At 52.8% G+C, this 23247-nt stretch carries 25 protein-coding genes; 19 read left to right on the forward strand and 6 right to left on the reverse strand.

The window, feature by feature from the left end; all coding sequences use genetic code 11:
• The first annotated feature begins 55 nt into the window (after positions 1–55).
• The 4 genes from HX811_RS19715 (at position 56) to HX811_RS19730 (ending at position 1957) form a co-directional block, all read left to right on the forward strand.
• Entirely contained in the window at positions 56–784 is a 729-nt protein-coding gene (locus HX811_RS19715) for a LexA family transcriptional regulator (RefSeq protein ID WP_177046999.1), read from the forward strand.
• 135 nt (positions 785–919) lie between these two features.
• Positions 920–1240, forward strand: a complete 321-nt coding sequence (locus tag HX811_RS19720) for a response regulator transcription factor (RefSeq protein ID WP_177047000.1) — start codon at positions 920–922, stop codon at positions 1238–1240.
• 65 nt (positions 1241–1305) lie between these two features.
• Entirely contained in the window at positions 1306–1464 is a 159-nt protein-coding gene (locus HX811_RS19725) for a hypothetical protein (protein ID WP_177021569.1), read from the forward strand.
• A 40-nt stretch (positions 1465–1504) separates the two neighbouring features.
• Positions 1505–1957: a hypothetical protein gene (locus HX811_RS19730; protein WP_177047002.1), complete on the forward strand. Its 453-nt coding sequence runs from the start codon at positions 1505–1507 to the stop codon at positions 1955–1957.
• 7 nt (positions 1958–1964) lie between these two features.
• On the opposite strand, the gene HX811_RS19735 is transcribed toward HX811_RS19730, so the two are convergent.
• Entirely contained in the window at positions 1965–2147 is a 183-nt protein-coding gene (locus tag HX811_RS19735; protein ID WP_177047004.1) for a hypothetical protein, read from the reverse strand.
• Positions 2148–2294: 147 nt separating this feature from the next.
• Between HX811_RS19735 and HX811_RS19740 the strand changes: the two genes are divergently transcribed.
• From HX811_RS19740 to HX811_RS19765, 6 genes are all read left to right on the forward strand, one after another.
• Entirely contained in the window at positions 2295–2462 is a 168-nt protein-coding gene (locus HX811_RS19740) for a hypothetical protein (RefSeq protein ID WP_177047006.1), read from the forward strand.
• Positions 2455–3132 (forward strand): hypothetical protein, encoded by a 678-nt coding sequence (locus tag HX811_RS19745; RefSeq protein WP_177047010.1) that lies wholly within the window; start codon positions 2455–2457, stop codon positions 3130–3132. Before HX811_RS19740 ends, HX811_RS19745 begins: the two co-directional genes overlap by 8 nt.
• Positions 3133–3291: 159 nt before the next feature.
• Complete coding sequence (locus HX811_RS19750) at positions 3292–4521, forward strand: Arm DNA-binding domain-containing protein (protein WP_177047012.1); 1230 nt, start codon at positions 3292–3294, stop codon at positions 4519–4521.
• A complete protein-coding gene (locus HX811_RS19755) occupies positions 4463–5659 on the forward strand; it encodes a HEPN/Toprim-associated domain-containing protein (protein WP_177047014.1) in 1197 nt (398 codons plus the stop codon). Before HX811_RS19750 ends, HX811_RS19755 begins: the two co-directional genes overlap by 59 nt.
• 273 nt (positions 5660–5932) lie before the next feature.
• Positions 5933–7189: an integrase domain-containing protein gene (locus HX811_RS19760; RefSeq protein ID WP_177047059.1), complete on the forward strand. Its 1257-nt coding sequence runs from the start codon at positions 5933–5935 to the stop codon at positions 7187–7189.
• Positions 7190–7617: 428 nt separating this feature from the next.
• The gene (locus HX811_RS19765) at positions 7618–8163 is read left to right on the forward strand and encodes a hypothetical protein (RefSeq protein WP_177047016.1); all 546 of its coding nucleotides are present in this window, start codon (positions 7618–7620) and stop codon (positions 8161–8163) included.
• Between the two features lie 506 nt (positions 8164–8669).
• On the opposite strand, the gene HX811_RS19770 is transcribed toward HX811_RS19765, so the two are convergent.
• The 3 genes from HX811_RS19770 to HX811_RS19780 form a co-directional block, all read right to left on the reverse strand.
• Entirely contained in the window at positions 8670–9101 is a 432-nt protein-coding gene (locus tag HX811_RS19770) for a hypothetical protein (protein ID WP_177047018.1), read from the reverse strand.
• A 62-nt stretch (positions 9102–9163) separates the two neighbouring features.
• Positions 9164–9382 (reverse strand): hypothetical protein, encoded by a 219-nt coding sequence (locus HX811_RS19775; RefSeq protein WP_028617988.1) that lies wholly within the window; start codon positions 9380–9382, stop codon positions 9164–9166.
• 112 nt (positions 9383–9494) lie between these two features.
• Positions 9495–9797, reverse strand: a complete 303-nt coding sequence (locus tag HX811_RS19780) for a hypothetical protein (protein ID WP_028617989.1) — start codon at positions 9795–9797, stop codon at positions 9495–9497.
• A gap of 1340 nt (positions 9798–11137) precedes the next feature.
• Here HX811_RS19780 and HX811_RS19785 point away from each other — a divergent pair.
• The 5 genes from HX811_RS19785 to HX811_RS19805 all read left to right on the forward strand — a co-directional run bounded on the left by HX811_RS19785 (position 11138) and on the right by HX811_RS19805 (position 15531).
• Positions 11138–12505: a YfjI family protein gene (locus HX811_RS19785; RefSeq protein WP_177047019.1), complete on the forward strand. Its 1368-nt coding sequence runs from the start codon at positions 11138–11140 to the stop codon at positions 12503–12505.
• Complete coding sequence (locus HX811_RS19790) at positions 12489–12848, forward strand: hypothetical protein (RefSeq protein ID WP_177046899.1); 360 nt, start codon at positions 12489–12491, stop codon at positions 12846–12848. Before HX811_RS19785 ends, HX811_RS19790 begins: the two co-directional genes overlap by 17 nt.
• Positions 12826–13806 carry an integrase domain-containing protein gene (locus tag HX811_RS19795; protein ID WP_177047020.1) on the forward strand — a complete coding sequence of 327 codons (981 nt, stop codon included), beginning with the start codon at positions 12826–12828 and terminating at the stop codon, positions 13804–13806. Before HX811_RS19790 ends, HX811_RS19795 begins: the two co-directional genes overlap by 23 nt.
• Entirely contained in the window at positions 13803–14090 is a 288-nt protein-coding gene (locus HX811_RS19800; protein ID WP_073860045.1) for a hypothetical protein, read from the forward strand. The genes HX811_RS19795 and HX811_RS19800 overlap by 4 nt, the downstream gene beginning before the upstream one ends.
• A 124-nt stretch (positions 14091–14214) precedes the next feature.
• Positions 14215–15531, forward strand: coding sequence for a hypothetical protein (locus tag HX811_RS19805; protein WP_177047021.1), 1317 nt, complete (start codon positions 14215–14217; stop codon positions 15529–15531).
• Positions 15532–15821: 290 nt separating this feature from the next.
• Here HX811_RS19805 and HX811_RS19810 read toward each other — a convergent pair whose 3' ends face one another.
• Positions 15822–18461, reverse strand: a complete 2640-nt coding sequence (locus tag HX811_RS19810) for a DEAD/DEAH box helicase (protein WP_177047022.1) — start codon at positions 18459–18461, stop codon at positions 15822–15824.
• Positions 18454–19497: a DUF1837 domain-containing protein gene (locus HX811_RS19815; RefSeq protein ID WP_236639983.1), complete on the reverse strand. Its 1044-nt coding sequence runs from the start codon at positions 19495–19497 to the stop codon at positions 18454–18456. The genes HX811_RS19810 and HX811_RS19815 overlap by 8 nt, the downstream gene beginning before the upstream one ends.
• A 726-nt stretch (positions 19498–20223) precedes the next feature.
• On the opposite strand from HX811_RS19815, the gene HX811_RS19820 reads away from it, so the two are divergent.
• From HX811_RS19820 to HX811_RS19835, 4 genes are all read left to right on the forward strand, one after another.
• Positions 20224–20511, forward strand: coding sequence for a DUF6124 family protein (locus HX811_RS19820; RefSeq protein WP_177047023.1), 288 nt, complete (start codon positions 20224–20226; stop codon positions 20509–20511).
• Positions 20512–20621: 110 nt separating this feature from the next.
• Entirely contained in the window at positions 20622–21131 is a 510-nt protein-coding gene (locus HX811_RS19825) for a hypothetical protein (RefSeq protein WP_177047025.1), read from the forward strand.
• Positions 21128–21676, forward strand: a complete 549-nt coding sequence (locus HX811_RS19830) for a nucleotidyltransferase family protein (RefSeq protein WP_177047027.1) — start codon at positions 21128–21130, stop codon at positions 21674–21676. Before HX811_RS19825 ends, HX811_RS19830 begins: the two co-directional genes overlap by 4 nt.
• Positions 21677–21787: 111 nt before the next feature.
• Positions 21788–23245, forward strand: coding sequence for a glycosyltransferase family 39 protein (locus HX811_RS19835; protein ID WP_177047029.1), 1458 nt, complete (start codon positions 21788–21790; stop codon positions 23243–23245).
• Positions 23246–23247 lie beyond the last annotated feature (2 nt).

Genomic DNA, 23247 nt, shown 5'->3' on the forward strand with positions numbered 1-23247 from the left:
TTTGTCCATACCGATGGTTTTTGCAAGGATCTACTAATGGTTATAAATTTACCTCATGAAAAAACGAACCCTCCCAGACGCACTTGCAAACGAGTGCGCGCTCCTGAAGGCGCTTTACGTTGCGAAACGTAAAGAAATGAATCTGACCCAGTCAGATCTCGCGGATGCGCTGGGCGTGAGCCAGGCGGCGGTTAGCCATTATTTGAATGGCGAGAATCCGTTAAATACAAGAGTGGCCGCGATCTTCGCGCAAAAGCTTGGCGTCCCAGTTCAAGCCTTCAGCCCTCGCCTTGCAAGGCAGATTGAGCAGAGTGCTGCGGCCGCCAACCTTGGCGCCGGCCTTAGCAACGACGCGAACATTCAATACGTGGGACAGCCAAGGCTGTCGTTTAGCTATCCATTCCTAAGCTGGGTAGCAGCTGGCTCATGGGCAGAAGCCAATGAGCCTTACCCGCCCGGCTTTTCGGATCGATACGAACTGTCCGACTATGAAGCCAAGGGCGCGGCCTTCTGGCTCGAAGTAAAAGGCGACTCTATGACTTCTCTGTCAGGAATGAGCATTCCTGAGGGGATGCTGATACTTGTGGACACAGAAGAAGAAGCACGCCATGGCAAGCTTGTCGTGGCAAAGCTTACCGATAGCAACGAGGCAACCTTCAAAAAGCTTGTAGAGGATGGTGGTCAGCGCTTCTTAAAGCCGCTCAACCCCGCCTACCCGATGATGGCAATCAACGGTAATTGCAAAATAATTGGCGTTGTCGTCCGGGCGCTGATGAAACTCTGAGTAATAACACTCCCGAAACGCCCGCACCCCAGCGGGTTTTTTTTGGCCCGGAAAAATAAAATAACCATAAGTATTGATTTGATAATATAACCGCTAGTATATTTACTCCATCGCAACCCGTATGGAGCTACAAGGATGACCACCACAACCATCAACTTCGCAGGCTTCACCGGCTTCCTGGGCCGCGGAGCAGCTCCGCGTGAGCTGCAGTGTTTGATGGCAGTGGCGGCTGGTAAGACCTCAAAAGAGGCCGCTCGCGAGCTGGGGGTTTCAGCTAACGCCATCGATAAACGCCTTCTGGCACTGACAACCAAACTGGGTGTCACTCGGCGGGCCGCTCTCGTAGCAAAAGCTTTCGCGCTAGGCCTGATTCAGGCTGCCTGCGTTATTGCCCCCAACCCCGGACCGCAGCGCCAAGAAGACAGCGCCCAGTTCCTGGGCACTTTTATCGCTTAAACCAAACCTGATTTTTGCGAATGCCAAAAACGCGGCCGGGATCTGTTCGGCCCTGGGAAAGTGAAATGGAAACCTACGAAGAGAGCTGGCCGACCGTCGTCACCCGCGCAGAGGCCCTGGCAGAAGTGAAAAAGCACGGATCAAGCGTCGATGAGTTCGACGAAGACCTTGGTGTTCACGAGCAATACAAGTCGGCGGATGTCCTCGCCTGGCTGGGCTATTAACCCCCTCCACCATCATCAAAATTAACAGCAGGAGTTGGACATGGACCGTAAGAAATTCAACCTCTGGAGGCTTCTCCGGAACGTGATCATCGGGGCAGTTGTGGCCGCCGTTATGAGTGCTGTGCTGATGGAGACCTCGCCCGATGTAGTAAGCCCATCGCGCGGCGAAAACGCGATGTTTGCGTTTCTGTTTATCGCTCTTTCAGCAGGCATGTACGGCATATTCGCGATGCTCAGCGCTGCCGATAAGGGTGACGAAGGAAAGATACGGGGTGAGGCCGAAGTCGCGGCTGAATCGCTGCATATCGACCAGCGCATCAAGATGGCCGCGAATGCCCGTCGCTACGAGTTTCTGCGCGACGTCGCATTCAGTCTGACGCTGCCGATCAAGGTGCGTGACTTCTACGGCAATCTGCTGGTGAAAGAAGGCCTCGACAGCGAGCTCGATCGCGTCATGAGGGCATTTGCTGTCGGCGCGGATGCGCAGCCATGAAGCGCCGTCAGATCTCCCCCGCCCTTCTCGCGCTGCTGCTGATCGCGGGCCAGGCTGCCGCCGGCGAGCAGGTAATCAGCGTCCAGCACGACAGCATGCGCGGCGTCACCTGCTGGATCTTGAACAACACCGGGATCAGGTGCTTGCCGGACAGTTTGTTCCTAAAGCAGGCCACCCCTGCGAGAGACACAGGCCAGGCTTCTCACGCTGACTCAGGTCCAAAAATAGGACTTCAAATGGCCGCCCTGCTCCCGTCCGAAACCAGCGAATCGTCAACTTGCGCAAAATCGCAGATTAGCGCACCGGCAGGTCGGCCATATGAAAAGGGGTTCCATCTATGAGCCGCCGCAACGGTACCAAGGGCCAGCGCCTGATCGAACTGTTCAACGCCCTGCAGCGCCGGGAAACCACCTTCGGCCAGATCTACGCAATGTCGGCTTCGTGCGGGATCGACGCGCGCCGGGTACTGGCTGACCACTTTCAGCGGGGAGCAGACCGTGACTGATTTGATATGCCGTAAATCCATGACTCGCTGCCTGATACCGGGTATGTGTTCGCCACACGGCGGCTGCCAAACGCCAGAAGTGGCACCAGCATTCCGCACTTTGCTGGCCGAACGCAACTCGCTGGCCTTCCTGCTCAAGCGCTTCGTGGATGGCGAGCACGACCAAGACGAGAACCAGGCCGAGCGCCACATGTACCACGACGAGGCGAAGAATCTGCTGGCTTACCTAGGCCGCGAGTTGCACGGCCACACCTTGGTGCCGGACGAGGCCCTGCGCAGGCTGAAAGCCGAGAACGAGCGGCTGCAAACCCTGACTCAGACCGAGATCGACAAAGCTCGCGAAAGTGCAAAGGAGGTAATGGGTGCGCGTATGACGCTTCACACGCTGGAGCGGGAGCGCAATCAGCTGAGAGCGTTCGCCGTTCAAATGATCAACGCCAGCTTCGATGGCGGCAGCTTTGACGGCGGCGACATTCAAAACATCGCAGTGAAGCACGGCCTGTTGCGGATCGAGCAATACGAGGATGACTGTGGCGCGGTTTGCGCCTGCCGGGAGTATGGCTTTCCGGCTGAGTGCTATCGCAAGACGCCGATCCTTGGCACCGGGCCGAAAGAGGTCGCGACACCATCCACGGATAACGAAAACGTGTCGCGACACGAAGAGCGGTGAAGCTATGCGCTATGTGACCGTTAGGAAATTTGCCAGCGAGTCTGGCTATACAGAAGACGCGATCCGCTCAAAGATCCGTGACGGGATCTGGCGGCTCGGTGAGATATGGATCAAGGCGCCGGATGGCCGGACGCTACTCGATGTAGAGGGATACGAATCATGGGTAGAGGCGGGAGGGGAGTTCGGGCAGTCTCCGATTCGAGTATCGAAATCACGTTCATGTATCGGGGCGTCAGGTGCCGCGAGCGGATCACGCTCAAGCCCACCGCCACTAATCTGAAAAAGGCTGAGCAGCACAAGGCCGCTATCGAGCACGCGATATCGATCGGAACCTTCGACTACTCGGTGACCTTTCCAGGATCTGCCCGGGCGGCGAAGTTTGCGCCCGAGGCATCCCGCGAGACGGTCAATGGTTTCTTGACCCGGTGGCTGGCTGCCAAGGAGAAGCATGTCGCCAGCAGTACCTTCGACGGGTACCGGAAGCTGGTCACGCTTCGCCTGATCCCGGCCCTGGGCGACTCGATGCTGGTGGACCTGAAACGAAAGACGGTGCGGGACTGGCTCGACACTCTGGAGGTGAGCAACAAGACGCTCAGCAATATCCAGAGCTGCCTGCGCTCCGCCCTTAACGACGCCACAGAGGAGGAGCTAATCGAATTGAACCCTCTGGCTGGCTGGACCTACTCGCGCAAGGCCGCTCCGCCGAAAGAGGACGACGTCGACCCATTCAGCCCCGAAGAGCAGCAGGCCATTCTGGGCACCCTCTCCGGCCAAGCCCGCAACATGATGCAGTTCGCCATCTGGACCGGCCTTCGCACCAGCGAACTGGGGGCGCTGGATTGGGGTGATATCGATTGGCTGCGTGAAGAGGTCATGGTGAGCCGCGCGATGACCCAGGCCAGCAAGGGAACGGCGGAGACCACAAAAACCGCCGCTGGGCGCCGAAGCGTGAAGCTGCTCCTCCCTGCGATGGAAGCGTTGAAGGCGCAAAAGGCGCACACGTTCCTCGCAGATGCCGAGGTGTTTCAGAACCCGCGCATGCTTGAACGCTGGGCGGGTGACGGCCCGATCCGAAAGACGATGTGGGTGCCGGCGATGAAGAAAGCCGGTGTGCGCTACCGTCGCCCATACCAAACTCGCCATACCTATGCGTCGATGATGCTGTCAGCAGGCGAACACCCAATGTGGGTGGCCAAACAGATGGGGCATAGTGATTGGACTATGATTGCACGAGTTTATGGCAGGTGGATGCCAAATGCAGATAATTCAGCGGGAGAAAACGCAGTACGCGTTTTCTCAGAACTAAGTCGATTAGACGGAGCAAATCACAATGGGCTCGATTGTAAGCCTCACGATTGGCGGGATAGAGATCGACTGGGGGAAAAATAACGGATACATCAACCATTCAAAACTATTCACTCCCTCGGATAGAGCTCTACTGTCCATTACGAAAGATGATGATTGCGAATACGAGAACTATGGCTACCGGCGAACACTTCGCGATGCAAAGCCAAGGTTAGAACTGTACGGTTACAACGAATACACGATCAGGGAAATTTTTAACGAACATAAATTAAGCTACCCTGAATACCTCCCTCCTTTAGATATTGACTTTGACACTTTTGCAAACATTGTAAAAAACATTGTTATCACGCCTCAGGACCATCCGGAAGAAGATGGAAATTACGATCTTGGCGAATACGCCCAGATGATGTTCGGGCTGCCCGAATTTGCTGATTTAAGAGAAGCCGTGGGCACCAGGGATAGAAACACACTGTCTTTTTTTGAAAATCTTAATCCCTATATTCAATTGTGGTTGCTCTCAAAAAACCCTAAGAATCTTGATTTACAGCTTGAATGGCACACTGGCGGGATAATTGGAGGAGGCTGGACGAGCGATGAGGAGCTTTTCCGTGATTGGGAAAATGAGCACTCCTATTTAATTATCACTGAAGGCTCCAGCGATACATTCGTCATCAAAGAGGCAATTAGCTATTTGCGCCCTGACATTAAGGATTTCTTCAAATACATCGATATGACTGAAAACTATCCATTCACTGGCACAGGCAACCTTTTTAATTTTTATCAAGGTCTGGCGAGAATAGGGGTTGAAAACAAATGCCTCGTAATATTTGACAATGACACCGAAGGATTAGAAAAGCATCAAAAGTGCTCAAAGATAAAAACCTTAAGCAATCTCAAAACCACTACGCTACCGCCACTTCCAGATTTTGAAAACGTCGATACAATCGGACCGAACGGTTTGTTTCGAGCAAACATTAATGGAAGCGCAGTCTCAATTGAATTATTTCTTGACCTTCAATACAAGAATTCGAAGCCGCCAATTGTAAGGTGGAGTAGTTTTAACAACCATATGCAATGTTACCAGGGTGCGCTAACGGATAAAGAATTCTATGTTTCCCAATTCCGAAAAGCTCTTAAAAAACCTTCTGGGTACGACTTTAGAAAGCTTCATGCCTTGATTGACCACATAGTATCGTGCTGCGGCTCAATGACAGCCCGATAATCAATGACAGCAAAATGGCAGCTTGGAGGCTGTAAGCCACGTAATATAAGGGTTAGACGCGGGTTCAAATCCCCCCGGCTCCACCAATTGATCAACTAAAGACGTCCACGGACGTCTTTTTTTGTGCCTGAAATCCAACAAAATCAAGGATTTAAACGCTATCGGGCTCCGCAGAGGTTTTCTGAGTTCCAGCCGTTTGGGTATTCCAAATGGTATTCCAAGCCTTCCGGTGCTATTTTTTGGAATACCAAAACGGTGTCAGAGGAAGCTCTCATGCCTGCTCCAGCCCTTCGGCTTTCCGACCGCCAGCTCAAGGCCGTCAAGGCAAAAGACAAGGATTACGTCCTCAGCGATGGTGATGGCCTTCAGCTCCGAGTCAAGAGCAACGGCTCGATGCTGTGGAACTTCAACTACCGCGAGCCGGTAACCAAAAACCGTATCAATATGGGACTGGGCACGTACCCAGAGCTCTCACTAGCGAACGCCAGGAAAAAAGTGGTTGAAGCGCGCGAGCTTCTGGCACAAGGCATTGACCCTAAAGTGCAACGCAGTGCACAGGTCGAAGCCAAACGAGCGGAGACGGAACACACGTTCGAGAACGTGGCCACCGCCTGGTTCGAGCTGAAGAAGGACTCCGTCACGCCAGCGTACGCCGAGGACATTTGGCGGTCGCTCACACTGCATGTATTTCCAGACCTGAAAACAACGCCACTCTCGAAAATTACCGCACCGATGGTCATCGAACTGCTTCGCCCAATAGAAGCTAAAGGCAGTCTCGAGACAGTGAAGCGACTGAGCCAACGGCTCAATGAGATCATGACCTACGGGGTAAACTCCGGGCTGATTTTCGCTAACCCCCTCAGTGGCATTCGGGCGGTATTCAAGAAACCAAAAAAAGAAAACATGGCCGCGCTACGACCAGACGAGCTGTCCGAGCTCATGATCGAAATCGCGAACGCCAGCATCAAGCGGATCACCCGCTGCCTGATCGAATGGCAACTGCACACCATGACCCGTCCTGCCGAAGCGGCTACCACCCGATGGGCAGACATCGACTTCGACAGACGCATCTGGACCATCCCGCCGGAGCGCATGAAAAAGCGTCGTCCGCACACCATCCCGCTGACCGAACAGGCACTTGCGTTACTGGAGGCGCTCAAGCCCCACAGCGGCCACAGGGAATACGTGTTCCCGGCAGATAGAAATCCGCGCACCCACGCCAACAGCCAGACCGCCAACATGGCGTTGAAACGCATGGGCTTCCAGGACCGCTTGGTCAGTCACGGCATGCGCTCCATGGCCAGCACCATCCTGAACGAGCATGGGTGGGATCCGGAGCTAATCGAAGTCGCGCTGGCGCATGTCGACAAGGACGAAGTCCGAAGTGCTTACAACCGAGCTGACTACATCGAACGCCGGCGTCCGATGATGGCCTGGTGGAGTGAGCACATCCAGAAAGCGGCCACTGGCAACCTGTCGGCATCTGCGATCAATCAAACCAGGGACCACAACGTCGTGCCGATACGCTGAGCGCTCACCGGACGCCGCCGGTAACCGAAAATTACTCCCCAGATGGAGTGATGGTTGATTTGGTGACAGCGGCGACACCGGCGACAACCCGCGTAATACCTGGCTTGCAGCATGGCGACAGAAGTGGCGACTGTCGCCGTTGCAAGCCTCTCTCTTAGGGCTTCCTCGGCCAAGCCCACGCGAGCGGGAAGGCTCCGCATTCCCTCTCGCATGGGCTCTGCGTAATTGCATCTCACTTGACCACCTAATTGCATTGCCACTGACCAGTTGTTTGCATCCGACTTGACCAGTCATTTGCATTCGCGCTGACCAGCCGTTTGCAGTTGATGGGTGTCAGCGGGCGCCACTCAGCGCGAGTGCGTCAGCCAAGCATCGAAGCACTGCAACCGACCCAAAGCGATCAACCATGACAGGTAAAAAGCGACCGAGTGAAGGCGTTCGCTTCGCGCCACGATCGACTGGCTGCCACACGCCGTCTGGGGTGTACCTGGGCTGTTCCGAGGGATTCGGCCGTTGCGTACGACCCCAATCTCTTCGATCAGCACGAGCATGGCGTATGGGCGCGCTTGGATGTCAGGGATTCATCCGTTGGGGCAACAAAACTCAGCTACCCACCTATAGATGTGCGTGATTGCAACCAATCCAAAACGGCCTGTTCGATGGGCATTGGAGTGATCGATGGCACCGCCGAAATCATTTCGGCGAGCTCAACCAGCGCAACGGTGGCAATCAATCTGAACTGCCAGGTGGGACGCAGCTATTCGCTCAACGCAAACGGCCAGCAATTCAAGCAGGAGGGGTCGCCGGATGTGCAGGTATTGCAGGCCCACCAGGTGATCGCGAAAAAGATCGAGGTGGCCTATGGGGAAGTCGTGCACCTACCGCTTCCATTTGGCGTAGATGTTGCCCTGTGCGCCCAGAAATACCTTGCGGGCGAAATGATGCCCGAGCGCAGCGTATGCCAATGGTACTGATGGCATACCACCACCTCAGCCTTTGTGAGTGTGGCGAGAACGACCTCGGATAAGGTGGCTTTGTCTGTGTGGTGCATTGGGCACTAGTTGCTCAATGCACGGTCTCGCTGCCTTCCAAGATGGCTACTGGCGTAAGTACAAGTAGAGAATCCCGGCCAAAACTACCAGTGCTATAGCAGGTGGTATTAGCCGCGCCAGCTTTGGCTTCTCATCGCTCGACATGGACGCAACATACCCCCTTGTGGCACTACACCGAGTGCAAGTCTGCGGTTGCGTCAGCATTCCTGCAACGTAGGTTGGCTCCCCGTCGTCCGTCCAACGGTGGCGCGACTCTTTACATCGTTTACTCATAAATTTCCTCGCTTCCTATTATCGGACAATCCCGTACTTGACCATCAGCTTGGCGGAGGCACAGACCTTTTCCTGCTTACCTCAATCGCTGCCCAAGGCTGCGCTTGCCCTGGGACTCAAAAGCCTTGGGCCAGCGCAGCCTGCGGCAGCGGATGCTACTCGATCACCGTCTCGAAACTCGTCAGGTTCAGATGACCCTTCTCCTTCTCGACAAGCAGGATCTCGGCCATCTGCTTGATATCGGAAATGTGCACATCAACCATGGCTTTCATCAGCTCACGGACTGCCTGCCCGAATCGTTCATCTTCTTGCAGTGGAAGAGGCAAGATGCCCGGCAGAAACGTTTTACCGAACCCACCATAGCCACCATCGGCACCGTGGAATGTATGGGTCGTACTGACGGTTGCCGATTGCACGGTAACGGTCACGATGTCAAACGGGGACTTGGTGGTCTCGGGACCTTTGTATAATTCCTCTCGAACAGCGACAGCTTCGACTTGAACCAGGGAAGAGGCCCCTTGGCCACAGTCTGATTGAATACGGGTAATCTTTTTCACTTTGAGTCCCTTTTTGAATTTGACGGCCACAACAGCCAATCCCTACTGCCGAAGCCCGCTAAGTTGGCGGGCTGATGGTGAAGCAGATTTTTTTACTTCGCTTCCTTCATATGCGACAAGCCTTTTTCGAACCAATCTTGCGCGCCGCCAAGGTTCCCGCAGTCGATGAGACCGATCACCTCTTTCAAACCGTTAGAAGCTTTTTCTGGAGCTAGCTCGCCACTTGCGACTGCTTCAAACACCGAATCAAGCATACGATCCATTGCATCTAGGTCGGGAGTATCTAGCAATTGCTTACGTTCGCTGAACATGGTGCCTACCTGCTTCGAGGACCCGAAAACCGTGCCTCTTCTACGGTCGCGGCCCCACGTTTAACGGCGGGGCTTGGTCGTACCTGGGCGGGATTTTCCATCGTCTGCGGGCTCAGTCGTCGCTCTCATCATCGGTAACGGTGTAGCGGAAATCGTTGCGCGTCAGCAGGTACGCAGCTGGCTTCAAGACACCGTGATCAGCGCGCACAACATTGACGGTGATGTGGATGTTGTCGATTTCGCTGATGTAGTCACTCCATAGCGAAAAAATCTCGTCTCGAAAAAAAGCTTTTGTCAATCGCCCCTGGTCTTTGGCGAACATGTGAAGTACCTTCCAAGCCGGAATCAGCGTCATCCCCGTGTGATAAAGTTCTGCAAAATGCAGTTCAAAAATAGCCGTTTCTGTCCTGTTCATATCATCACTCAATTTAGCGTTGTTAATTTAATCTAGCGTTGCTAGAACAATACAACAACGCTAGATCTGTCGCAACGCCATTTTTCGCCCGCATTTCAAGGGCATATGCCACCGTTGATTTCCAAACACTTGGGCATCGGCGTCAAGGCGTCGCCCTAGGCGTGCCCTGGTACCTTTGGCTCAAACACCAGGTGCCGATTGCGCCGCTCGATCAATGGACCTTTGCCCAGCCGATAGTGTTGAAAAAGTCGACCCGGCCTGGCTACTCATGCATTGATCGGTGAAAACGCTTTTTTTCACGCTACTACGTAAAATCTGAGCCCTGAACCGTCTGCGCCAAAATACGGATCTCAATCTCAGACGCGTACTTTTCTTCCGTGGAAACCGAAGCTGACTTTTTCAACAGAATCAGCCGGTCGTCACTACGGCGTGTACTGGTCAAATCGAATGCAAACGGTTGATCAGCACGAATGCAATTGACTGGTCAGTGACGATGCAAATGGGTGGTCAAGTCCATGCAATGACGCAGGCTCACATTAAAAACCGACGAACGACCACTCGGCCATGGAAAGCCACCGGCCTCCAAGGTCTTCCAGCGCTACCGATTGGCGCAAGATTCCCCCCCAAAAATCCGGTTGACCGCAAGCAAAACGAGCGCTAAACCAGAACCGTACCAGCTGTCCTAGACAGTACCCAGGTAGCCAGAACCTTTGAGGCTACGCCACATCGTGGTGGTTCTCCCCAAGTGCGATTAGCGTCCGGCGGCTCGCACGGTCACAGCGATGTGATGGATGCCACTTCTTCCAGAATGCCCACTGCGGCAACTCATGCCCCCTCCTGGCTGTTCTGCAGCAACTTATCCGCTTGGCCATTTCTTGCGCCAATCTTTTGCCCGTCTCTTTGCTCCCTAAAGAGACGGGCGCATCTCAAATTGCTGCAGCCCCACTCGCATGGGGCTTTGCGGCTTCCCCCCTCGTGACAATCGGCGTGACAAACACCGAAGTCACCAGCAACAGCGATGCCGATGATGGTGCCGCAGCCCAAGGAATGGACTGCACCTGACTGACAGTCAGGCACGCCCCGGTCATCGCATCACTGCCTGCAACAGACTCAGGATCTCGCGGCGCTGGTCTCGTCAGCCAACGCAGCCTCCACCCGCCCACCGCTATCGGTGCTCAGGAGGCCAGATCATGAGATGCCCAAGCTCCCGGTCGTAAAGAGCCGCCCGTCCCGCGTAAATGGACAACCCTCACAGGCTGCAGGGGCCTTGATCCCTGATAACACTCAACAACCGTGGCGGGGAGAGTGAGGGGGAAATTCGAAGCACCAGGAGAATGACGATGCAATTGTGCGAAGTGTTCGACCTGCCACGGCCGCTGCTGGAATACCGGCCCGAGCCGCTGGCGTATCCGGTCGAAGCGTTGGGACAAATATTGGGACCAGCCGTCGAACGTATGGCCGAAGTCATCGGCGTGCCCTGCGCCATGGCTGCGCAATCGGTGTTGGCCACTGCCGCCCTGGTGACCCAGTCGCACGCCAATGTGCATCTCGATGGCCGTGTTTATCCGTTGTCCCTGTACATGCTGACGGTGGCATCGTCGGGTGATCGGAAAAGCGCAGTGGATCATCTGGCGCTGGCGGCTGCGCGTGAGTGGGAGCGACGGCAGTGGATGCTGTACTTGGAGCAACTGAAAGCCAATCGCGCCGCCATTCGAGGAAAGCACGACGCTCGTGAGTTATCCGACCCCGTGCCGCCTAGGTTGATCATCGCCGAGCCCACCATTGAGGCGCTGATCAAAAACCTATGCCAGGGCTTGCCCAGCATGGGGTTATTCAACGATGAGGGCGGCCAGTTTTTGGGCAGCAGCACGATGAGCAAAGAGAACCAACTCAAGGCCATAACCACCCTGTCAGCGCTCTGGGATGGCAGCCCGATAGACCGAGCGCGCTCCATGCCAGGGGAAAGCCTGCGCGCCTATGATCGTCGCCTCAGTCTACATCTGATGCTGCAACCTTACCTGGCCAACCAGCTACTCACAGACAGGATGATCAATGGCCAAGGCATCCTTGGGCGTTGCTTGATCAGTTGGCCCAAACGCCTGGTGGGGCAGCGCTTGTACAAGGCCGTCGACCTTACGCGAGATGCCAAGATTCAGCGCTACCAAGCGTGCATCACCGCCTTGCTGGATAAGCCGCTGTCGCTGTACAAGGATGGTTCACTTAAGCCTGGCAAACTGGAATTGACACCCAGCGCTCGCACTGCCTGGATTGATATTCATGACACCATCGAGTGCCAATCTGGTGAGTTTGGCGAGCTGGCCGGCATTCAATCCGTCGCGGGGAAAGCAGCAGCCAACGTGCTGCGTATCGCCGGGGTCTTGGCGGTGATTGAAGACGCGAATGTGGTGAGCGAAGCCCATATACAGCGCGCCTCGACGCTGATGGATTACTACCTGGCAGAGATTCAGCGCCTGACAGAACAAGAGCCTATCAACACGTTGCGTGAGGAAGCGGATCGCCTGCTGCGCTGGCTGACGCAAAAAGGCTGGAGCCATTTTACCGTCCGCGACCTTAATCGTAATGGCCCTCGCTTTGCCCGCAAAAGCAGTCATCGCACCGTTACGCTGCTGGTCGAATTGATCTCACATAGCTGGCTAGACTCTCATGACGGAAAGACCTTCGAGGTGCGCCATGTTCCGCCTCAATGACGCGGTGCGCCGTTACCAGGCTCAGCATCAAACACGACCTGCATTGCGGTGTGTCGCCACTTCTGTCGCCGCCGTGTCGCCATGCTTCGGACCAGCAACTACAACGGTTGTCGCCAGTGTCGCCGCTGTCGCCACACCCGCCTTGGGTCCTACAGATATAGGCCTGCTGATCCACCAACTGCGCGAAGAAGGAGCAGTGCTGCGGCACCAGCAAAATGCCCTGCTGATTCAACCCACACATTGGCTACAAGTGGACAAGATCAGCACCCACTGGAAAGCCGTACTGCGCTTTCTGCAAGACAATGAAAACGGTGAAGCAAATGGCATTGGTCGGCCGGTGTGACGGGCGCAACTTTGGCTACGGCCGACAGCTCAGCTATGCCGGCCCACAAGCGCTGAAAGATATGTTTGCCGGCGGACACTTCGCTACGGTCAAAGCACACAGTGATCGTTGGCAAGCCTTTGTGAAATGGTGCCGGTCTGCGGAAGGTCCCGGTTATAACGATTCCCGCCAGATAGACCGCAGTACCTTGAACAGCTACGCCGCACACCTGTGCCAACAAATCCAACAGGGTGAAATCTGCATCGCCACCGCGCAGAACCGCCTGAGCAGCGTCAACCGTACTCTCGCCGCGCTACGCGGTGATCAGTACGTGAAAATCGCCAGCCCGAGCAAGGCACTCGGTATGCAGCGATCAAGCGTACGCACCCGAGCACCGGATGGCCAAGACCACCAACAACTGAGTAGAGTGATTAAAGCGCTTCGCCAGCAGCAAAACGACCGGGTTGCCGCGATTGTATGTTTGGCTCGTGCAACCGGTATGCGCCTTCGTGAAGCTATCCTGGCGGATCTGCCACGCTTACAAAGTGAAGCGAAGCGATTCGGTCGCATCAATATTCAGGACGGTACCAAAGGCGGCCGGTCCGGAGCTGCGGCGCCACGATGGGTTATGGCTGATAAAGAAGTGAAGGCGGCGTTGCAGATGGCCTGTCACGCCTCAACGACCGGTAGCCGCAACTTATTGCTCCAAGGCGAAAGCTACGCGAATTTCCTGCTACAGACGGTGCGGCCCGCCCGTGATTTACTACAGAAGCAGGGGCTGAGGGGATTTCATGAGTTGCGAGCAGCCTATGCCTGCGAGCGTTACGAGCAACTCACGGGCCACTCAGCTCCGGTCAATGGTGGTCACTGTTATCGCCTGGACCGCGACCTCGATCGACGGGCTCGACAACGGATCAGCGTTGAGCTCGGACATAGCCGGCTCGATGTGGTTTCGGCTTACATAGGAGGTCGGGCATGACTAAACCATTCGATATGGCGCTGTTTTTAAGCGGAGCGCTGACCGGATCGACAGCCACACAACATCGACACCTACGGCAAGCCCGAATTATGCAGGCGGCCATTCAACAAAGGTGGCACCGCGACAATCCTTGGAATTGGCAGCTCAAACATGTGCACTGGTTTCTGCATCATCATCTCAAGGATAGCTCCGTGCCTACCAAGTATTACTACCGTCTCACTGCATCGCTGATCCTGAGACGGATAGGCAAAACATCGCTATACATTCGATGTGAGGTTAACTGATGGTCCTGATCTAGAAACTATGTAGCCGTTATAGAGAGAGCTTTGACAACGCGATATCTAGCCAGAATAATGGCTCGACATTCTATACTTCAGCCCAACACACACTTTCCAGGAAAGCATACGGATGAGCTTTAACGAATCAGAAGAAAGGCTAGGTGAACTGACACGCAAAACTTTTTTGTCAATGTGGAGCTATCAAAATCCTCATTATGCCAAAGGAAAAGAGCTATGCGATGCCCTGGTAGTGTTTGGTGACGATGTGATCATAATATCGGACAAATTAATTCGGTTTGATGAAAAAGCCAGTTCGGACGTCGCTTGGAAGCGCTGGTATAAAAAAGCCATAACTGGAAGTATTCGTCAGCTACGCGGCGCCCTTAGTCAAATAACAAAATTCCCTCAAAACATTTTCTGTGACGTTCATGCCTCATCACCATTTCCACTAAAAATTCCTAGCCCTGAAAAGATGCGCGTACACCTCATAGCCGTGGCTAATGGTGCTGAGAACATTTGCCTTGAGTCTCTAGGGCACCCAGGATTACGTATAGACACGCAATGTAATGTTGACAGTACTTTTATGACTGTGGGCACCAAATACCCCGAATTTATTCATATATTTAGTAAAACCTCACTTGAGGCAATTTTCGATTGCTTTGACACTACTAGAGACTTGATAGATTACCTTCGGAGAAAGCAGGAGGCACTGAGCGAGCCCGAACGGTTCTTGATTTGTGGCGAAGAAAATCTAGTCGCTGCTTATGTGTGTAGTCAACCAGGAAATGGAGATTTCCATATACCTAGTGAGACCTTTCATACCGTGCAAGGTGTAAAAGTGATACCAGCGGGACTGTGGAATATGTACATGGAAAGTGAAATAAGAGCAGAGCGTAATAGAATAAGAGCACCCTCATATACAATTGACAACTTAATCAACCACATAGCAACTGAATTTAACTCCGGCTCATTAATCGTAGGGCAAGATAAGCCGTTCTCACACCATGAAAAATATTTCAGAATAATGGCTTCCGAATCCCGCTTAAGCCGTCAAACTATTAGCGCAACCTTGCAAGATATTATCAGTGAAGATCCGTCAACATTTTGGTGCAGCATATCCGAATCAAAAGACAAACCTGGATTACTATATCTATGGTTAGTTTATCCAATCATACCTAAGAGCGTTACAGATGAACAACTCGAAGAGTTCCTTTGCACACACTTGAGAGATCATATAACTGTAGCACTTTATAAATTTCCCTACGCCAAATACATCTTTGGTATTTGCCTTCCAAATACCGCATCAGACCGAAATTCACACGGATTCCAAGTATCCTCTGGAGAGTTCAGGTCTTCAGAATTAAAAGAGGAAGCAGACAAACTTGAACGAGAGCAAGGGATTTTGGCTCACATCCAAACCTACAATATCATGAGCCAAAGATTATAGAATAGGCGCCAACCTTGGTTAAACATTAATGATGAACCCACACACTAAACAAAAAATGCCGGCAACCAAATAACAGCTGATCTGTCATTAGCTAACGAAACCCAGCCATCTCAAGATGATTTTGGCATACTCACTACTTAGTGCCTGTTATAAATTTAGTTCACCACACTGCAGAGCGGCGAAATGACTTTCCGTGCCATTCATATAAACTAAAGCTCCCTTACCACTGTGACTTCTATTACGAACCCACACAACCAATCGACAAATTCACAGTCAACCATGCTGACTGGCTATGCAATTGCGTCAGAGTCAACCGCCCCAGTTTTGAGCCCCAAACGCTCCAGTTCGGATATGATTATTGGGCTCAGCTTAAAGAGGTCCCACTCGAAAGACTGAAGCACTTCTTTAAGACTTTTAACATCGTTGGATTCCTCAACCAGAAGCTTTTGGATCTCCGCCGCAGCAATACGAGACAAGCCCAATTCCAACAAAGCCTGCCCGGTAACAGAGCTTATTCCTAGCTCCAGCGCCATGGAAAAATCAAAAATCCGCAGAGCCTTTTCAGGGGATCCTGCCTTGTGAAATGCGTGTCGTAACAAATCGACATACGCCTTACCCATTTGTACGAGCTGAAATCTTATCAGTGACTCTATAGTATCAAACGTTTTGTTGATGACTTGATTCTTATTAATTTCCGTCTTCGAACTAGCCCTGATTCTGGCTCCAGTTCTCCGCATAGCCTCTTTATTCTTTAACTCCTCATCCAACGCTCTTTGTGCATTAGAAACTTCATAACTTATAATAACGGGGTATGGCAATCCTTCCATCCATCTAACAGCGATGGGCGCTACGTAATTCCCAAGGTTACCCTTCCAGCCTTTTATTAGCTTGTACATTAAGTTAAAGATATACATATAGTGTTTAAATGATTTATCACCAAGCTCCGCTGGGCTCAGCGGAATGAGCTTTCCTTCTTTACCAAGCCTAATTTGCTCCTCAAAATATAGTAGCAAGCCATCTAGAGCAAAGATATCTAACGTCCAACTCAAATTCAAAACAGCATCAGGAATAGAGATTGCAATAGACGCTTTTTCTGCAGACTCACACATATTTTTGCTATCAAAATAACTTAGTTCCGGAGCAGTCCTGAGAATAAAATCGTCCAAACTCCCATGTCTTGCTTTTGAAACCAAAAGACCAGCACATGCTATAACCTGCCTTATCTTTTCATCCCTTGGATCGACCTTACCTAACTCTTGATTTAAAGCGGATATTACTAGTTTAGTTTCGTTGTTGATTGTCTTCCCTAAAGCGGGCTCTATTTGAAACGGAGTTTTTTCATCAAGAGGTCTTTCATCCCAATTATCATAATCCACCAAGAAGACATTTCCGACAATATCGTCGCACATTCTTCCAGCCCTACCTGCAAAATTCCAAAGGAGGGCCGGTTCAAGAGAGGTTTTACCGCCACGCCCCCGTTTTGGGGTATTGATAAAAACGTTACGCGCCGGAAGATTTATGCCTTGAAATAGAGTGGTGGTGCATACCAAAAAATCAATTGTACCTTTTTTGAATGCTATCTCAATTGCCTCCCTTAAAAGAGCAGGCATCTGTCCATAGTGAAAAGCCACTCCATTCTTAACCATTTCGATAAGTTGGTAGTCAGGATGTATATGATCTTCGATAAATTCGACAAGATCTAAATTTGATTTAGATTGATGTTTTTTCTTCACTTGACTCGCTTGTGAGATTATCGCCGCTAACGTCGCGGCTTCGCTTGGAGTTTTAGCGTAAATCAGCGAACTTCCAGACTGCCCTAGCTTGATAGCGACAGCGGCTAATAAGGAGATGGAACTGTTAACTGAAGGCGTGAAGTTAATGTTACCTATAGGATGAGCAAGACCACTATCAATGAGCTTAAAATCAAGCGTCGTCTCGCCAAGAACTTTAGATACTATGATCCTATTCTGAAGTACGGGCGACACGGTAGTACTTGCCTCTCGAACATCCGGAATGGCAAAACTTTCAGTCGCCTCCTTAAAACCTTCGGCCCCTGGCGCTAGCAGTACTATATGTGGCGCCTTCTCTCGATGAAATGCCTGCTCAATACAATCTTGAAGTATAATTCCTCGCGATCCGTCGGAAAGATTCTGCGCTTCATCTACCACGATCAGATCGAATGAGGCACTGGTGCCAGCCAAGAGAATCTGAAATCGCTCTTGGGTCAAAACAAATATTTGTTTCTTCGAGTCCATAAAGGTTGGGATTTCGGAGATACGTATTTCTTGATTATCCTCTAGCCGCTTCTTAAGTTTGTTAAGAACCTCTGAGAGAAGGGCTCGGGTTGGTGCTATATACACACACATGAATTCGTCGTCTTCAATAGCACGCCTTGATAGGTGCTCAATTACCAAAAATGACTTTCCTGCGGAGGTTGGTGCGGAGATTGCGAGGTCATCGCCATCTCCAAGCGAGTTCCATATTTGCTTTTGATAATCAGTGAGTGCAACCGTATGAGTACCCACCGTAACGCTATTAAGTTCACGAATGAGGTTACGTTGTAGAATGCTGGTCAGACTGCTTCTTTTCGCATTAAGCTTTAGCTCTGTGTAGGCAGCGCTAGGAAGATTTCCGAGCTCAGTGAGAATTATTGCTGTTCTTTCTAAAACCTCAGGTGTCGACGCGATAAGTGCCGAGTTCAAAGCAATATTTTGCGCAATAGAGACATGCGCACTGTCCTGAGAATGGGCAAGTACAGAAGCGCAGTAGAGAAGCTTGTCGAGTTGAGCTGCATCCGGCCTAGACGTGCATAAATAAATATCTTCTGGCAAGGTCGTCCCAGCACCGAAAGTCTGCAAATTAATCAGCGCATCGGTGAAGTCTTTCGCTTTGAGTAGACGCTTTGAGAGTTCGGTGGCAAAGCTACTCATCTTCGAACTCCATATCTTCGTCGTCTATTAATTTTTTACAGTCACTATTTGTTCCTTCAATTCCTATTGCTCTGTAAAACTCTTCACGTAGCACGGCGACATCAGGAACTGCGACGAGATAGACCACACATTTTGCAGCAGTTACTCCATGTTTTTCTAGCTGATTCGAGAGATTTTTCTGATGCCTATATCGATCAGCGGAGTATAAGCTTGCAAAATGTTCTTCATGCTTTCGAGGATCGCCATCATCTACGGGTATGGTGTTTGCGAACAGCTTATTTTCCGAGTAACAAATAACTCCGATGGAGCGCTCTCTTTTTGGAAAGTCTTTTGTTGAGTATGGGTTCAGAAACTCAAGCAATTGCTCTCGCTCCTCACCTTTCAATACATCCAGATTACCCACATCGCCTATCAGTGCGTACTCTCTCAAGTACTGCTTCTTATTAGAACCAAAGCCTGCCAAAGATTTTGCGTAGTCCCTTCCACCAGAGCTCGCCGTAGAAGTCACTTTCGACTCTAGAAAAAAAACCGTTAAAACTCCTCCTTCAAATCGCGCATGAATTCCATCCAATCCATGTACCGGCATATTATGGGAAGTTTTTAGGGACATTTTTGAAACGAGCTGTGCAGCACCAAGATGATGAAGGGCAACACTGTAAGCAAGAACTTCCCCAACTTCACTTGCTCGTTCAGGATAAGCGGAGCGGAATTCAATGAAAGCGTCCTTAACAGCTCTCATCATTTTTGGCACAGCTCTAAGACTTGAGTTCTTTGCCTTACTCAACTCTAAGTAGAAAGCATCACGCCTCCTTCGACTCAAGACATAGTCCATCGAAGCGCTCGATAGATGGTCGGCGAGTCCGTCAATATCTGGAATATCTTCGTTAAATCTCAGATGTAGAAGCCTCAGGGACGGATGCTGTTCCTTCTCTTCTGGTGTCTCAGTTAGGCAGCCGATAACCTTATCAAGGTCTGAGTCGTTCAGTAGCTTCTCTAAGGCGAGACCAATTAGAGTAGCGTCAGGGCTATCGCTCACCATGCTTTCCTTGCATTGAATTCTATTTCCTCGCAGATCGTTGAGGCATCAGGGCTACCGGACATGCCTGCTCGATGGTAGCAAAACGATAGCGCGCAAGCGATACCGCTGCTCGCCATAACCTGTGCTAGGTCCGAAGGCATTACCTCTACATTTCAAAACTCCGCATCACACTGGGCGACCGCTTTTTCAATGTCATTTGCAAGCATTGAAAAATGCTTCTAGGGCGCATTTTTTGATAGTTGGTATTCCAAACAGTATTCCTACAAACATTTGAAAATCGGATTTACGATAAAAATCAATTGGATATAGCGCCGTTTCAACTTACCCCGGCCCACCAAATACGAAGCACCACCAAAACCCGCCTCGTGCGGGTTTTGCTGTTTCTGGGCTCCTGTAAACACACCGCCGAATGGGCCTTCGGATTTTTCCCGCAAGACATCGCGCCCTGCATGAACTGGCGCATGCCCCCCCACAAAGATAGCCTTCCCTGGTTGCTGCTCATCAGCTACCGGCTTTGACAGGCCGAAAAGTGTAACCTTTCACTCCCCTTGATAAGCCGGCATGCTTCGCGCATTCCGCTCCTTCATGGCGGCTGTGCGTGGGGCATCTTCGGGTGCGCCGGGTTCCTACACTTCCGGTCTGTCAACCCGCGTACAGCTGCCACCCAAACCTGTTTGACAGCAGGGGAATGGCAGCTCCCATCATCAGTGTAGGAGCTTCACCATGAAAAAAATCACCCCCAATCCTCCATGCCCCAGCCAATCCGGCACGGATATCTTCTGTATCGCCCAAAACATCGACCCCGAAACCCTGCTCGTACAGGCCTGCGAAACCCTCGCCTCACTGAACGCGCTCACTACCGACCTGGCTTTCGAGTTCGATGGCGCCTTTCGCCATAAACTCCTCGCCACCCAGCAATTGAGCGTCCTCGGTGAGTTGCTGGTGACGCGCGCACTGGACATTCTTGCGCCAACGGCAGACTCAGAAGCTGCGGGAAGGACCGTTTCCTGACAGAAAACATGACGATCCGTTTGAGCGCCCCAAAAGTAAGAAAAAGGTGAGGGTCTATTTTCTTTTAAAATAAACCCCACCTTTTTTGAAACATAAGGATGTGTGCCGCAGTGAACAAGAATTCCTACGCCTACCTGATACCTGTCGTGCTGGGCGTACAGCTTCTGTTGGCCGTGCTGTTTATATGGCAGTTCAGCATCTCACCGGCCATCCACTTCAAACCGGTCGCGGAGAAAGCCTGTTTATCCGCATCTCTCGTCCTGACCCTGGCTGCGTCCGTGATTGTCTGGCGGGTAAGAAAACCTCAGCTGCGGCTCGAAAAAAAATGGACGCTGCTTAAGGCGTTTGCCGGGATGTTCATCCTATGCACGCTGTTCTCGGTGACGCTGTTTTCGTTGGCCATTTTATGTTCGGGCGGCACCCGCAGCAGCTATACGGCTCACTACGAATATTCGTCAGGCGGCAGTAAAAGCTGCAGCGGAATCACGGTCTTCGATGCTGAGCTGAATAATACGATTAAAATCTGCCGCCCCACGTGGATCGGTTATCGCGATGAGGTGAGGGTGGTGAAAGTCAGCAATGACCTGGGGATTGTTGTAAAAGAGGCCGTAATCCTTTGAGCGAGAAAGCCCTCCAGACCCTGATCAGCAGCGATGCCCAACGCTGGCACCTACTGGCCGTCGTCCGCTCCCTCGCCCTCCCCGACTGCTGGATCGGCGCCGGCTTCGTACGCAACGCCGTATGGGATCACCTCCACGGTCGCCCCCTATCACCACTGACCGGTGACGTCGACGTACTGTGGTTCGAGGCCACCTGCACCAGCCCCGACGAAGACCGCCGCCTCGAAGCGCTGTTACGCGCAGCAGAACCCTCCATCGACTGGTCCGTCAAAAACCAGGCCCGCATGCACCTGCGAAACGGCGATGCACCTTACCGCAACGCCAGCGACGCCATGCGCTTCTGGCCCGAGACCGCCACCGCAGTAGCCGTCAGAAGAACCGCAGTGGACGTATGCGAAGTTTCAGCCCCTCTCGGCCTGGAAGACCTGTTCAATCTCCAACTCAAACCCACGCCCCGCTTCACCCAGGAAAAACACGCCATCTACCAACAACGCATCACCTCCAAACGCTGGCTAACCCAATGGCCACTGCTGAAACAATCCTGACCCTACAAAAACCTCACATTCATTCACGAATTATTAAGAATCGCCCTCGTATACTCACCGATCGCCCGGACTGTTCCCCCGAACGGCCCCCTGCCCCGGTAGCCAGAATCCATGACGCGTTCCGCTCCTCTGCTGCTCCTGCTCGCTGCGCTGTTGTTCTTCTTCTCCCTTGGCAATCACGAGTTGCAAGGCTCGACCGAGGCCCGTGTGGCCGGGATCGCCATGGCCATGCACCTGGATAACGATTGGGTGGTGCCGCGACTGTTCCGTGAACCCTTCCTGGAAAAACCGCCGCTGAGCCTGTGGCTCGACGCCGGGGCGATTCGCCTGTTTGGCGGTACCACTTGGGCAGTGCGCCTGGCGTCGGCATTTGCCGGGCTGTTCAGCGTGATGCTGCTGTACGGGATGCTGCGCAAGTTTGGCCGGCCCAAGACGCTGGCGTTTGTCGCGGGCCTGATGCTGGCGACCATGGCCAGTTACTGGAGCAACGTGCGCGGTGTGGGTGAGGACTCGCTGCTCACCCTTGGTGTCACCATGGCCCTGCTGGCGTTCTATCAGGCCGCTCGGCCCGCGTCGGAGCGTGACAGTTCCAACCTGGGCACCTGGTTGCTGTTCACCCTCGGGATGGTGATCGCCACCTTGAGCAAAGGGGTTCTGGGCCTGGCCATGCCGGGTGTGGTGATCTTCGTCTATCTGGCCAGCACCAGCCTGATGGACAAACAATTCAAGCTGGGCGACTGGATCAAGCCCGGGCTGTTCACGCTGCTGGCGCTGGTGCCGCTGATGATCTGGCTGGGTTTCCTGTACCAGCGCGACGGGCTGCAAGCAGTACGTGAAGTGCTGCTGACCAACAGTGTCGGGCGCTTCAGCGGTTCGTTTGTCGAAGCCGGCCACTACGAGCCGTTCTATTACTACATCGTCAAATTGCCCGAAGCGTTTTTGCCGTGGAATATCCTGGTGTACCTGGGGCTGTGGCACTTCCGTAAAAGCCTGGTGCGTAACCGCTACCGCCTGTTTTTCAGCGTGTGGCTGGTGGCGCAGTTCACCCTGCTGACGTTCGCCTCCAGCAAGCGCACGGTTTACCTGATGGCGCTGACACCCGCCGCTGCGGTGCTGGCCGCCGAGTATGGCGGCGTGCTGCTGGGCTGGCTGAAAAGTCGTGGGCAGGTTTCACACGTTGCCGAACACGTTTATGAAAACCGACGGGGTCTGGTAGGTGGCTTCTTCACCGTGGTGGTGGCCTGCTACCTGATTGCGGCTTTCTGGTTCGCGCCCAAGGCCGATTTGCGCCAGTCGTTTGTGCCGGTGATCAGCCAGATCCAGGCGATGCAGGCGCAGGGCAAGGAAGTGGTGTTGTATCAGGCCAACGAGCGAATCGCCGGCGCCGGGGTGTTCTACATGCAGGCCTATTTGACGATTCTGCAGACGCCGGAGGAACTCAAAAGCTACCTCGCGGCCAAGCCCGGCAACGTGGCCCTGGTGGACAATACTGACCGGCTGAACGTCCCGGTGACGGTGGTCAAGGAGATGGCGATCAACCGTCAGCCGTACTATTTCGTCGAGCAGTAGGG

It is taken from the genome of Pseudomonas sp. F8002 (assembly GCF_013385495.1).
GTDB lineage: Bacteria > Pseudomonadota > Gammaproteobacteria > Pseudomonadales > Pseudomonadaceae > Aquipseudomonas.